Origin of the sequence: Micromonospora sp. NPDC047134 (genome assembly GCF_040643455.1) — a bacterium.
Classification (GTDB): domain Bacteria; phylum Actinomycetota; class Actinomycetes; order Mycobacteriales; family Micromonosporaceae; genus Micromonospora.
On the sequence record NZ_JBEYUI010000002.1, the window covers coordinates 37,885 to 51,258 of the forward strand.

Here is a 13,374-nt window from a genome sequence, read left to right on the forward strand (position 1 = left end):
AGAGCCCCGTTGATCATGAGGTTGGCGGCACGTTGGAGATCAACGAGTGCCGCCAACCTCATGATCAACGCTGAAGGGGCGGGGTGGGGGTTGGTGGGGGTCAGCCGGTGTTGCGCATGCCGGCGGCTATGCCGTTTACGGTGGTCAGGAGGGCGCGTTCCAGGGCGGTGCCGTCGTTGGGGGCTCGGCGGCCACCGGGGGCGGTGATCACCGCGCGGCCGGCGGCACCGGAGTCGCGGTACTGCCGCAGCAGGGCCACCTGGAGGTGGTGCAGGGGCTCCAGGTAGGTGTCCCGCACCGCCAGGGTGCGTTGCAGCACGGGGGAGTTCTCCAGCAGGTCCGGTGCGTCGGTGACGGCCAGCACCTCGCGCCGGGTCAGCTCGTACTCCTGCTCGATCTTGTCGAAGATCGGGTGCAGCTTCTTCGGGACCAGGGTCTCCACGTACCGCCGGGCGATGCCCAGGTCGGTCTTGGTCAGCATCATCTCCACGTTCGACAGGAAGGTGCGGAAGAAGTGCCAGTTGCGGTGCATCTCGGCGAGCACCTCGGAGAGCCCGGCCTCCCGGGCGGCGGCCAGGCCGGAGCCCACCCCGAACCAGCCGGGCACGATCTGCCGGGTCTGGGTCCAGCCGAACACCCACGGGATGGCCCGTAGCCCGGCGAGCCCGGCCCCGGTGTTCGGCCGCTTAGCCGGCCGGGAGCCGATGTTCAACGCACCGAGCAACTCCGTGGGGGTGGAGGCCCAGAAGTACGCCGGCAGATCCGGATCCTCCACCAGGGACCGGTAGGACCGATAGGCGGACTCGGAGACCACATCCATCGTGGCGTCCCAGCGCTCCAGCATCTCGGCCGGCTGCCGGGGCGCGGTGTGCAGCAGGGTGGCCTGGAGCACGGCGGCCACGGTCAGTTCCAGGTTCTCCCGGGCCAGGGCCGGCAGGGTGTACTTGTCGGAGATGACCTCGCCCTGCTCGGTCACCTTGATCGCGCCGTCCAGGGTGCCGTACGGCTGGGCCAGGATCGCGTCGTGGGTGGGCCCCCCGCCGCGGCCCACCGTGCCGCCCCGGCCGTGGAACAGCCGCAGGTGCACCCCGTGCCGGGCGGCCACGTCCCGCAGGGCCCGCTGGGCCCGGTGGATGGACCACTGGCTGGTGGTGATGCCGGCCTCCTTGTTGGAGTCGGAGTAGCCCAGCATCACCTCCTGCACATCTCCCCGGGCCGCCACCAGGGCCCGGTACGCCGGCAGGGACAACAACTCGTCCAGCAGTTCACCACCGGCGTTCAGCTCGGTGGGAGTCTCCAGCAGCGGCACGATGCCGATCCGGGCCCGGCCGCTGTGCACGTCGATCAGCCCGGCCTCCCGGGCCAGCACCACCGCGGCCAGTACGTCGTCCACCCCCAGGGTCATCGAGATGATGTACGACTCGATGACCTCGCTGCCGAACCGGTCCTGGGCCTCCCGGATGGTGCCGAACACGTCGAAGGTCTTGCGGGCCGACTCGGACAGGGGGGTGTCCGCGGCGGACAGGGGTCGACGGCCGGTCAGCTCGTCGGCGAGCAGCTTGGTGCGCTCCAGCCGGGTCAACGAGGGGTAGTCGTCCACCTCGCCGACGGCCGCGTACAACTGGGCCAGCACCTCGTGGTGCTTCTCGGCGTGCTCCCGTACGTCCATGGTCGCCAGGTGCAGGCCGAAGGCGGAGACCGTACGGATGGTCGAGGCCAGCCGTCCGACGGCGGTTAGCTGGCCGGAGTTGCGGGCCAGGGAGGCGCGCAGCAGCTCCAGGTCGGCGATCAGCTCGGCCGAGCCCCGGTAGTCCCGCCCCGGTACGTGGGGGGTGCCCTGGCGCAGCCGGGCCCGGGTGTTGGCCAGCTTGGCGCGTACGCAGCGGGCCTTGAGGCGGTATGGCTCCTCGGCGTTGACCCGGCGGAACCGGGGGGCCACCTCGGGCAGGGCGTCCAGGTCGGCGGCGAGGCTGGCGGACAGGTCCAGCGACACCCCGCGCAGTCGGCGGGACACCGACACCTCGTTGATCAGTTCTTCCATCGCCGCCTCGGTGGCGGTCAGCCCGTGCTCGTGCTGGATGGCCAGCACCTCCCGGGTGACCGTCGGGGTGACGAAGGGGTTGCCGTCGCGGTCGCCGCCGATCCAGGTGCCGAAGGTCAGCGGGCGGGCCGTCGGTGAGGTCTCCACCCCCAGGGTGCGCAGGGTCTCGGCGAGGTCGTCGAGCACCTGCGGGGCGGCCTCGGCGTACAGGTCCCGCAGGTAGTAGATGGCGTTGCGGGCCTCGTCGGTCGGGTCGGGGCGGTCCAGCCGCAGCTCGTCGGTCTGCCACATCAGGTCGAGCAGTTCGGCCAGACGGCGGTTGGCCGGGCCCTCGTCGCTGGCGCCGTAGAGGATCGCGTTGGCGGTCTCGGTGTCCAACTCGTCCGCGATGGCGCGCAGCTTCGACAGGATCGAGCGGCGGGCCGCCTCGGTCGGGTGGGCGGTGAAGACCGGGCGGATCGCCAACCGGCGGGCCACTGCGGCGATCTCCTCCGCCGGTACCCCCCGCTCGGAGATCATTTTGGCTGCCTGGTCCAGCCAACCACCGTGCATCGCCCGGCGTCGCCGCAGGTCACGGGCCCGATGCGCCTGCTCGGTGATGTTGGCCAGGTGGAAGTAGGTGGAGAAGGCACGAGCCAGCTTGGTGCCCGTGGTGACGTCGAGCCCACCGAGGCGGCGGGCGGCGGCCGGGGCGTCCGTACGGACCTGGGCGCGGATCTCCTCCACCAGGTCGAGCAGGGGCCGACCCTCCTGGCGGGCCAGGGTCTGTCCGAGCAGGGTGCCCAGCCTGCGGATGTCGGCGCGAAGGGCGGCGTCGGGGCCGTCGTGATCGTGCTGGTCGGTCACCATGCGCTCCTCACGTTGGTGCGAAGGACAGCGCTGTCCGACTTCCCCCGATCGTATCCGCGAACGACCGGATGAAAGGAGGGGACCCTTGTTATCGCTTTCTGTATAGGAAGGGCCCCTCCTTAACGTCACGGACTGTCGATCGGCGGATACCAGTGCTGGTCGGGACGGTGATATCGCCCCGAGCAGCGCCGGGGTGCGGGCCGCCGAAACCGGGCTGCGGTGATCAATGCCACGCCGTACCGTCGGGGAGTGTTGATCTACCCACCCAAGCCCCGGCCCGGCGACCGCGTCGCGGTGGTCTCGCCCTCGGCCGGTCTGCCGGCCCTCTTCCCCCACGTACACGAGTTGGGGCTGCGTCGGCTGCGCGAGGACTTCGGCCTGGAGCCGGTCGAGTACCCGACCACCCGGGTCATGGGCGCCGACCCGCGTGCCCGGGCCCGCGACCTGACCGCCGCCTTCGCCGACCCGAGCATCACCGCCGTCCTGGCCACCGTCGGCGGCGACGACCTGATCACCGTCACCCCGCACCTGGACGACGAGGTGCTGCGGGCCAACCCCAAGCCCTACTTCGGATACTCGGACAACACCAACCTGCTGAACCACCTGCACCGGCTGGGGGTGGTGAGCTACCACGGCGGGTCGGTGCTGGTGCACCTCGGGCGGCCCGGCGCCCTGCACCCGCTCACCGCCGACTCGCTGCGGGCGGCCCTGTTCCGCTCCGACTGGTACGGCCTGTCCCCGGCCCCGCAGTGGGGCGACGAGCCGAGCGACTGGAGCGATCCCGACTGCCTGGCCGAGGAGCCGGTGATGTTCCCCGGCACCGGTTGGTACTGGCAGGGCCCGGCGAAGGTGGTCGAGGGGCCCACCTGGGGCGGCAACCTGGAGATACTGCACTGGCTGCTCGCCGCCGACCGGGTAGCCCCGGCGGAGTCCCTGCACGGCTCGGTCTTCCTGATGGAGACCTCCGAGGAGTTGCCGTCGGCCGTCGAGGTCTACCGGATGCTGCGCAACCTGGGCGAGCGAGGCCTGCTGGCCGGCTTCCCCGCCGCCCTGGTCGGTCGCGCCAAGGCGTGGGAGTTCGGCCGCCGGCTCACCCCACCCGAGAAGACGACGTACGCCCAGCAGCAGCGCGCCGCGGTCAGCCGGGCCTTCGCCGAGTACGCCCCGGAGGCGGTGCTGGTCTTCGACGTGGACTTCGGCCACACCGACCCCCAGTTGATCATCCCCTACGGCGGCCAGGTACGCGTCGACCCCCTGGCCCGCCGCATCTCCGTCCGCTACTGAGGGGCCCGAGGCGCGCGCCGGGCGGGGTGCGCAGGGGTGGGAAGCCGCCGTTTCGGCGTAACGGAGTCGATCAAGAGTGCCCTCAGATGAGGCGGCAGCGGTTGGCGCTGAATCGGGCGACGGCGGCGAGGATCTCCGCCTCGGACTTGTCGGCGAAGTTGAGGGTGGCCACCAGGCCGGAACCGTGCAGGGCGCTCATTGCCGCACTGTCCAGCGCCGTGTAGAAGCCTGCCTTCGGCAGTATCCGGGGATCGTAGGGCTTGACCACGAGCATCTTCTCGAAGGTCCAGCGGCGGCGGGAGATCTGCGCGATGGCCTCCCAGGGCAACCAGACAGCCTGGCCACGGGTGGGTCGGGTGCGGATCCACAGCCCGGCCGGGCCCAGCGCCAGCACCGGGGCACGCCCGAGCAACCACAACTGGATCCCGATCGGGACGGCGCTCAGCGCGAGCAGGCAGCCGACCAGGCCCAGGATGCTCAAAGCGGCGTTCTCGCGCAGGTCGGGGTCGGCGGAATCCAGGATGCCGAGGCTGGCGCAGGTGGCGAGCGGGGCGACGAGCAGCGGCGTGATGCCGCCGAAGAGCAGCCCTCGCTTGACGAGGTTGGGGCGTACGACGAAGGGCTGGTCCTGCGGAATGCGGGCGACCATGGGCGCTTGTGGTGGGGGAGGACCCGAGGGCTGGCCGTGGTACGGCGCATGGTGTGGGGGCACGGCGGGGGGTTGGCCGCCGTACGGCGGGGGTGGGGGTGGGTAGCCGGGTGGCGGATCGGTCACGGTTCTCCGGTCTCCGGTGGATACGGGCGTCGGGAGGGAAGGTGTCGTCCGCGGGGGACCTGCACTGCGACCGGGGTGTGGGTCGCGGTCGGCGAAAACGCCCGTAACGTCGAACTGCGTACCACATCCCCGTCCAGCGGGGGCAGCCGATCACAGAGCGGTGGCAGCGTCAAGGCCGGTCGGCGAGTGCGGGGTGAACCTGAGCACGGCAACAGCCGTGGACGGCGGTGGATCGTCGGCCCGGAGCGATAGTGTCGACCGGTATGACCCCCCGTCCGGCCGGACGCGGGGTGCTCGTCGTGTCCCCGCCTCGGAAGTGATCATGACTGCGCTCACCGGACTGTTCGCCGCCGCCCTCGCCGACCCCGGTCTGGCCCGGGTTCGTGACCTGGCGCGCTCCGGTGCGGCCCAGGTCGACGGTCTCGACCTGACCGCCCCGCCGGCCCTGCGCCCGTTCGCGGTGGCCGCCGTCGCGGCCGACCCCACCACCGCTGCCGACAAACCGGGCGGCGGCGCGGGGCGGCCGGTGCTGGCGGTGACGGCGACCAGTCGGGAGGCCGAGGACCTGGTCGCCGCGCTGGGCAGCCTGCTGCCGGCCGAGCAGGTGGCGATCTTCCCGAGCTGGGAGACCCTGCCGCACGAGCGGCTCTCCCCCCGCTCGGACACGGTGGGTCGGCGGCTGGCGGTGCTGCGCCGGCTGGCCCATCCGGACTCCACGGACGCGCACGGGCGTACCGGGCCGTTGCGGGTGGTCGTGGCCCCGGTGCGGTCCCTGCTGCAACCGCAGCTCAAGGGGCTCGGTGACCTGGAGCCGGTGCAGCTGTCCGCCGGGGACGAGGCCGACCTGGAGCAGGTCGCCCGCCGGTTGACCGACATGGCGTACGCCCGGGTCGACCTGGTCACCAAGCGGGGTGAGTTCGCCGTACGCGGCGGCATTCTGGACGTCTTCCCGCCCACGGACGAGCACCCCTGTCGGGTCGAGTTCTGGGGCGACGAGGTGGAGGAGATCCGCACCTTCGCGGTCGCCGACCAGCGCACCATCGAGCAGGTTCCCCAGCTCTGGGCGCCGCCCTGTCGGGAACTGCTGCTCACCCCGGCGGTACGGGAGCGGGCCGCCGCCCTGGCCGGGCAGCATCCGGAACTGGCCGAGATCCTGGACAAGCTGGCCGGCGGGGTACCGGTGGAGGGGATGGAGTCCCTGGCCCCGGCGCTGATCGGCGCGAACTCCATGGAGTTGCTGCTGGACTGCATGCCCGCCGGCACCCACGTACTGCTCTGCGACCCGGAGCGGATCCGCACCCGCGCCCACGACCTGGTGCGTACCTCGGATGAGTTCCTGGCGGCCAGTTGGGCCGCCGCCGCCGTCGGGGGCCAGGCCCCGATCGACCTGGGCGCCGCCGCCTTCCGGACCCTGGCCGAGGTACGCGCACACGCCGCCACCCTGCGCCAGCCCTGGTGGACCCTGTCCCCCTTCGGGCTGGCCGAGCCGGGTGCGGCGCAACGGCAGCCCTGGGAGGACGAACCGGACACCGTAGAGGTCACCCCGGACGACGCGATCGCGGTGACCCTGGCCGCCCAGCCGGCGCCGCTCTACCACGGGGAGACCGCCCGGGTGGTCGACGACCTCAAGCGGTGGGCCGGCGAGGGCTGGTCGATCGCGCTGGTCTTCGAGGGGCACGGTCCCGCCCAGCGGGCGGTGCAGGTGCTGCGCGACGGTGGCCTGGGGGCCAGGATGACCGAGCAGGTGCCGGCGGCCCCCACCGCCGGTGAACTGCTGGTCACCTGCGGCAGCCTGACCGGTGGTTTCGTCGACGAGGCGGCCCGGTTCGTGCTGCTGACCGGCAACGACGTCACCGGCGGACGGGGTGCCTCCACCCGGGACATGCGCAAGATGCCGAGCCGTCGGCGCAACACCATCGACCCGTTGGAGCTGCGCGCCGGTGACCATGTGGTGCACGAGCAGCACGGCATCGGCCGGTACGTGGAGTTGGTGCAGCGTACGGTCAACGGGGCCTCCCGGGAGTACCTCGTCATCGAGTACGCCCCGAGCAAGCGGGGCCAGCCGGGCGACCGTCTCTTCGTCCCCACCGACCAGCTCGACCAGCTCAGCCGGTACGTCGGCGGTGAGCAGCCCACCCTGCACAAGATGGGCGGCTCGGACTGGCAGAAGTCCAAGGCCCGGGCCCGCAAGGCGGTCAAGGAGATCGCCGCCCAGCTGATCCAGCTCTACGCCGCCCGCAAGGCCTCCAAGGGCCACAACTTCGGGCCGGACACCCCCTGGCAGCGGGAGTTGGAGGACGCCTTCCCCTGGCAGGAGACCCCCGACCAGCTGGCCGCGATCGAAGAGGTCAAGCGGGACATGGAGCAGAGCGTCCCGATGGACCGGCTGATCTGCGGCGACGTCGGCTACGGCAAGACCGAGATCGCGGTACGCGCGGCCTTCAAGGCGGTGCAGGACGGCAAGCAGGTGGCCGTGCTGGTGCCGACCACCCTGCTGGTGCAGCAGCACTACAACACCTTCGCGGAGCGGATGAGCCAGTTCCCGGTGGCCATCCGGCAGCTGTCCCGGTTCCAGACCCCGAAGGAGGCCGAGCAGACCCTGGAGATGGTGGCCAACGGCACCGCCGACATCGTCATCGGCACCCACCGGCTGCTGGCGGCCGCCACCCGGTTCAAGTCGCTGGGTCTGGTGATCGTCGATGAGGAGCAGCGTTTCGGGGTGGAGCACAAGGAACACCTGAAGTCGATGCGGGCGGCCGTCGACGTGTTGAGCATGTCGGCCACCCCGATCCCGCGAACCCTGGAGATGGCGATCACCGGCATCCGGGAGATGTCCACCATCGCCACCCCGCCGGAGGAGCGGCACCCGGTGCTCACCGCGGTCGGGGCGTACGACGACCGGCAGGTGGCCGCCGCGATCCACCGTGAGCTGCTCCGCGACGGCCAGGTCTTCTACCTGCACAACCGGGTGGAGTCGATCGAGCGGACCGCCCGCAAGCTGCGGGAACTGGTGCCCGAGGCCCGGGTGGCGGTGGCGCATGGCCAGATGGGCGAGGAGGCCCTGGAGAAGGTCATGGTCGGCTTCTGGGAGAAGGAGTTCGACGTGCTGGTCTGCACCACGATCGTGGAGTCCGGCATCGACATCCCGAACGCCAACACACTGATCGTGGAGCGGGCCGACCTGCTGGGCCTGGCCCAGCTGCACCAGATCCGGGGCCGGGTTGGCCGGGGCCGGGAGCGGGCGTACGCCTACTTCCTCTACCCGCCCGACAAGCCGCTGACCGAGCACGCCCACGAGCGGCTGGCCACCATCGCCCAGCACACCGAGCTGGGTGCCGGCATGTACGTGGCGATGAAGGACCTGGAGATCCGGGGGGCCGGCAACCTGCTCGGCGGCGAGCAGTCCGGCCACATCGAGGGCGTCGGGTTCGACCTGTACGTGCGGATGGTCGGTGAGGCGGTGTCGGCCTTCAAGGGCGAGCAGCCCGAGTCCGACGGCACGGTGGACGACGTCCGAATTGACTTGCCGGTGGACGCCCACCTGCCGCACGACTACGTCGGTGTGGAGCGGCTGCGTCTGGAGATGTACCGCAAGCTCGCCGAGGCCCGGGACGAGGAGCGGCTGCGCGAGGTGGCCGCCGAGATGACCGACCGGTACGGCGAACCGCCCGCCCCGGTGCAGAACCTGATCGCGGTGGCGCGGTTCCGGCTGCTGGCCCGCCGCTACGGCCTGACCGACGTCAGTGTGCAGGGCAAGCATCTGCGGTTCAGCCCGCTGCCGCTGCCGGACTCCAAGCAGTTGCGGCTCAAGCGCTACCACCCCGACTCGGTCTACAAGACCGCATTGGACCAGGTCAGCGTCCCACGTCCGACCACCCGCCGGATCGGCGGCGAGCCCCTGCGCGACCAGGCCCTGCTGGACTGGTGTGCCCAGTTGCTCTCCGACGTCCTGGGCGCCCCCACCCCTGCCCAACCGGCCACCGCCGCCGCCCGCTGAGCCACCTGGCGAGGCTGCGGCGGAACCCTCCCAGCCAGGGCGGGGACCGCTCATGAGAGAGTGACGGAATGCGTGCTCGCCGTCTTGTCGCCGTCGCCAGCATGGCGGTCGGCCTGGTTGCCCTCGCCGGCTGTCGTTCCGAACCCGGTGTCGCCGCCTATATCGGTGACCATGCGGTCACCGAGGATGCGGTCACCGCGATCATCGACGACGCCCGGGTGAACAACCCGGCGCCGACCGAGGAGGACGCGGCCATGCCGGGGCAGCAGCCCCGGCTGCCCGGGCGCAGCGAGGTGGTCAGCGTCCTGGTGCTCAACGAGGTGTGCGAGCGGGTCTCCGCCGCCGAGAACTACCGGCCGCAGAACGTCGTCGATCCCGCGCAGATCGCCCAGGGTGTCGGGATGAACCCCGAGACCGAGTACGTGCGGCGCACCGCCGAGCTGTACAGCTGCCTGTCCGGCATCCCGGTCGGCGAGCCGGTGGCCCCGACCCAGCAGGAGCTGGCCGACCTGGTCGCGGCCGGCAAGCGGGCCGGCGCCGTACCGGCCGAGGTGACCGTGGAGCAGGCCGCCGGCCAGCTCGACGGTGAGCAGTTGCGCTACGCCCTGGCCAACCGCAACTCGCTGGCCGAGGCGGTCAAGGCGTACGACGTGACCGTCAACCCTCGTTACCGTCCGCTGGTGTTCCCGGTGTTGAGCTTCTCGGGTGCGACTCCGATCGTCGCGGTGGGCGTGCCGCTGGGTGAGCCCGCCTCCACGGCGGTCACGGACATCTCCACCCCGAAGCCGATGCCGACGGGTCCCGGGGACGAAGGGGACGACGCGGGTCACGGGCACGGCTGAGCATGCCCCGGATCGTCCTGCTGGTGACCTCGCCCCGGTTGCCGGCCGGTCTGCTGACGGCAGCCGCCTGGGATGTCGTACGCACCGCTGTGGTGCTGGCCGGGGCGGAGAGTGAGCTGGCCACGGCGATCCGGTCGGCGGGCGGTCAGGTGCGGGTGCCGGACGGCCCGGCGGTGTCGGCGTTGCTGGACGCCGCGGCGGCCCACGACACCGTGGTCTGGTTGGCCGGCCCGGCCGGTGACGAGGCCCTGGCCCGGGAACTCGGCCTGCGCCTGGCCCGGCAGCCGGGGCTGGCCGAGCTGGAGCTGATGTACGGCTCCTGGGATCCCCCGGGGGCTCGGCTGCTCGACGCGGTGGCCGTGCTGGACCGGCTGCTCTCGCCCGGTGGTGATCCCTGGAAGCGGGCCCAGACCCACCAGAGCCTGGCCGGTTTCCTGTTGGAGGAGTGCTACGAGGCGTACGACGCGATCGTCGCCTCGGACACCGACGGGCTCCGCGAGGAGTTGGGCGACGTGCTGCTTCAGGTGGTGCTGCACGCCCGGCTGGCCGAGGAGTTGCCCGAGGACGAGCGGTGGACCATCGACGATGTGGCCGGTGGGCTGGTCGACAAGATGATCCGCCGTAATCCGCATGTCTTCGCCGGGGAAGAGGCGGGCAGCCTGGAGGAGATCACCGCCAACTGGGAGCGGATCAAGCAGTCCGAGAAGGCCCGCAAGTCGGTGCTGGAGGGCATCGCGCTGAGCCAGCCCGCCCTGGCCCTGGCCACGCAGATCCTGGACCGCGCCGCCCGCGCCAACCTGACCGCCCCCCTCCCCACCCCCGAGACCCAACCGACTCCCGAACAGGCCCTGGGCGCCACCCTCCTGTCCACAGTGGCTCAAGCCCAGGCCGCCGGCCTGAACCCCGAATCCGCCCTCCGCCACACCACCCTCGCCTACGCGAAAACCCTCCCCGAACCCCCCACTCCGTCGAGTTGATCAAGAAGTTTGCGTCTGGAATCGCGCCCCGGTAGACGCAAACCTCTTGATCAACCGGATGGCGGCGGGGGGTCGGTTCGGTGGGTAGGGTCGGGGGGTGGAACCGTTTGGGGTGGTGGGGGAGCGGATCGTCGAGGCTCTGCTGGTCAGTCGGCCGGGAATGGCCACTGCGGCGGGGGATCATCGGTTCGACGACCGGTTGCCGGACCTCAGTGCCGAGGCCGTGGCCGGGGACCGGGCCATGCTGGTGGACGCCGCGAGTGTCCTGTGCGAGATCGACCCGGAGGCCCTGGAGGTCGACGAGCAGGTGGACCACGCCCTGCTGTCCACCCTGGTCGACCGGCAGATGTTCGAGCTGACCGAGATCCGTGAGCACGAGTGGAACCCCCTCGTGCACAACCCCGGGCCCCTGCTGTATCAGCTCCTGGCCCGGCCGTACGCCCCGGCCGAGCAGCGGCTGACCGCCCTGGTGGGTCGGCTGACGGCCGTGCCGGATGCCCTGGCCACCGCCCGCGCCACCCTGGGCGACATGCCCCGCATCCATGCCGAGACCGCGGTCGGGCAGTTCACCGGCGCGGCGGCGCTGATCCGCGACCAGGTCCCGGCCCTGGTCGACCAGGCCCCCGCCCTGCTGGACCAGGTAGAGCTGGCGGCCACCGGCGCGATCGCCGCCCTGGAGGAGTTCGTCGCCTGGCTGCGCGCCGGTCTTGCGGTAGACGCGGGACCCGGCCGCGATCCGCGACTGGGCCGCCGCCGGTGGGAGGCGAAACTGTGGTACGCCCTGGACACCGAGCTGAGTGCCGCCGAGATCCAGCGTCGGGCCTGGGAGGCCCTGGACCGGATCGGTGAGGAGATCCGCGCCGCCGCGGTCGACCTGGTCGGCGGCCCGGCTGACGACCAGGCGGTACGCCGAGCCCTGGACCTGCTCGCCGCCGAACATCCCGACGACCAGACCATCGTCGACCTGGCCTCGATCACCATGGACGAGGCGAGCGACTTCGTCCGCGCCCACGACCTGGTCACCGTGCCGGAGGACCCGTGCGTGATCCAGGTGATGCCGGAGTTCGCCCGGGGGGTGGCGGTGGCCTACTGCGACGCCCCCGGTGCCCTGGAGACGGCCGACCTGCCGACCTTCTACTGCATCGCACCCGCCCCGGCGGACTGGCCGGCCCACCAGGTGGACTCCTTCTACCGCGAGTACAACGACCACATGATCCGCAATCTGACCGTGCACGAAGCGATGCCGGGGCACTTCCTGCAACTGGCCCACGCCCGCCGCCACCTGGGCTCCACCCGGGTACGGGCCCTGACCCGATCCGGCCCGTTCGTGGAGGGCTGGGCGGTCTACGCCGAACAGCTGATGGTCGAGCACGGGTTCGGCGGCCTGCCGGTACGCCTTCAGCAGCTCAAGATGCAGCTGCGGATGACCCTGAACGCCCTGCTCGACCAGTTGGTGCACGCCGAGGACCTGCCCGAGGCGGAGGCGATGGCGCTGCTGACCGGGCGCGGTTTCCAGGAGGAGGGTGAGGCGGCGGGCAAGTGGCGGCGTGCCCTGCTCACCTCCACCCAGCTGTCGACCTACTTCGTCGGCTACCACGAGGTGGCGCAGATCGCCGCCGCCCGACCCGCCGGGGTGTCGCTACGCGAGTGGCATGACGAGATGCTGGCCCACAACTGCCCGCCGCCGCGGCATCTGCGGACTCTGCTGGGGGTGTGAGGGTCAGGAGCCGCTCTGCCGACGATCCACGATCCCGGCCCCCTTCGGCAGCTCGAAGGCCGCCCCGTCGACCTGCTCCCGGAAGCGGCTCATCGCCACCTCCACGGGCTCGCCGTCGATCCGGCCGGTGAAGCTGCCCAACGCTCCCTCACCGGTCACGCAGGCGGAGAAGTCCTCGCTGCCCTGCCGCACCTCGACGCAGGTGGCCAGGAGCCCGGCGATGGTGGTGCTGCTCTGGGTGATGACCGTCCCCGGGTCCAGGGCGGCGGCGGTCAGCAGCCCCATCACCATCGGTGGGGTGACCAGACCCTCCCGCTCGGCGGCGGCGTAGACCACCACGGAGGGCTTGCTGTTGACGGCCGGGGGTGCTTCCAGGGTGCAGACCGGGCGCTTGCCCTCGGTCTCGCAGTGGGTGGTCGCCTCGGCGGTGACCGTCAGCTTCCCGCCGGGCCACTCGTACGCGGACCGGGCCGGGTCCTGGGCCTGGGTGATCAGGGCGGTCCGCCCTCCGCCGAGCTGGTACTCCGCCGAGTAGGTCATCTCCAGGGCCCGGTCGATCCGGGCGGCCAGATCATTGACGATGTCGGACCGTCCCATGGCCCGCCCGGCGTCGTCCAGAGCCTGGCATCCGGTGACGGTGAGCAACACGGCGACCGACGCGGCGAGGGTGCGAAGGGTGGTCGAGGCGGCGGACATGGCGACAAGCCTGATCGATCAGGTCCCGCTCACGCAAACTCGTTGCCGGTTGAGGCACGAGAATCCGGGAATGTCCGACCTGCCCCGGCCGTCCAGGGCCCGCCCGGTCGCCATGCGGGCAGGCCGGGACCGATACGCTGCGTTCAACACCTGCCTCAGCCGCACCGTCGCGGCCGATACCGGACGAGACCACACA

Annotated in this window: 8 protein-coding genes; 5 read left to right on the top strand and 3 right to left on the bottom strand. The window is 71.6% G+C overall.

Features of this window, described 5'->3' with window-relative positions; genetic code table 11:
- Positions 1 to 100 precede the first annotated feature (100 nt).
- Positions 101 to 2,887: a phosphoenolpyruvate carboxylase gene (ppc, locus tag ABZ795_RS03055; protein ID WP_357528387.1), complete on the bottom strand. Its 2,787-nt coding sequence runs from the start codon at positions 2,885 to 2,887 to the stop codon at positions 101 to 103.
- A 252-nt stretch (positions 2,888 to 3,139) separates the two neighbouring features.
- On the opposite strand from ppc, the gene ABZ795_RS03060 reads away from it, so the two are divergent.
- Entirely contained in the window at positions 3,140 to 4,174 is a 1,035-nt protein-coding gene (locus tag ABZ795_RS03060) for a S66 peptidase family protein (protein WP_357528389.1), read from the top strand.
- Between the two features lie 82 nt (positions 4,175 to 4,256).
- Here the strand turns inward: ABZ795_RS03060 and ABZ795_RS03065 are convergent, their stop codons facing one another.
- The gene (locus ABZ795_RS03065) at positions 4,257 to 4,823 is read right to left on the bottom strand and encodes a hypothetical protein (RefSeq protein WP_357528391.1); all 567 of its coding nucleotides are present in this window, start codon (positions 4,821 to 4,823) and stop codon (positions 4,257 to 4,259) included.
- Between the two features lie 448 nt (positions 4,824 to 5,271).
- On the opposite strand from ABZ795_RS03065, the gene mfd reads away from it, so the two are divergent.
- From mfd to ABZ795_RS03085, 4 genes are all read left to right on the top strand, one after another.
- A complete protein-coding gene (gene mfd / locus ABZ795_RS03070; RefSeq protein ID WP_357528393.1) occupies positions 5,272 to 8,946 on the top strand; it encodes a transcription-repair coupling factor in 3,675 nt (1,224 codons plus the stop codon).
- A 68-nt stretch (positions 8,947 to 9,014) separates the two neighbouring features.
- On the top strand, positions 9,015 to 9,788 hold the full coding sequence (locus tag ABZ795_RS03075) for a hypothetical protein (protein WP_357528395.1): 774 nt from the start codon (positions 9,015 to 9,017) through the stop codon (positions 9,786 to 9,788).
- A 2-nt stretch (positions 9,789 to 9,790) separates the two neighbouring features.
- Positions 9,791 to 10,765, top strand: coding sequence for a nucleoside triphosphate pyrophosphohydrolase (locus ABZ795_RS03080; RefSeq protein WP_357528397.1), 975 nt, complete (start codon positions 9,791 to 9,793; stop codon positions 10,763 to 10,765).
- 97 nt (positions 10,766 to 10,862) lie between these two features.
- Entirely contained in the window at positions 10,863 to 12,482 is a 1,620-nt protein-coding gene (locus ABZ795_RS03085) for a DUF885 domain-containing protein (protein WP_357528399.1), read from the top strand.
- Between the two features lie 3 nt (positions 12,483 to 12,485).
- Here the strand turns inward: ABZ795_RS03085 and ABZ795_RS03090 are convergent, their stop codons facing one another.
- A complete protein-coding gene (locus tag ABZ795_RS03090) occupies positions 12,486 to 13,178 on the bottom strand; it encodes a hypothetical protein (RefSeq protein WP_357528401.1) in 693 nt (230 codons plus the stop codon).
- Between the last annotated feature and the right edge of the window lie 196 nt (positions 13,179 to 13,374).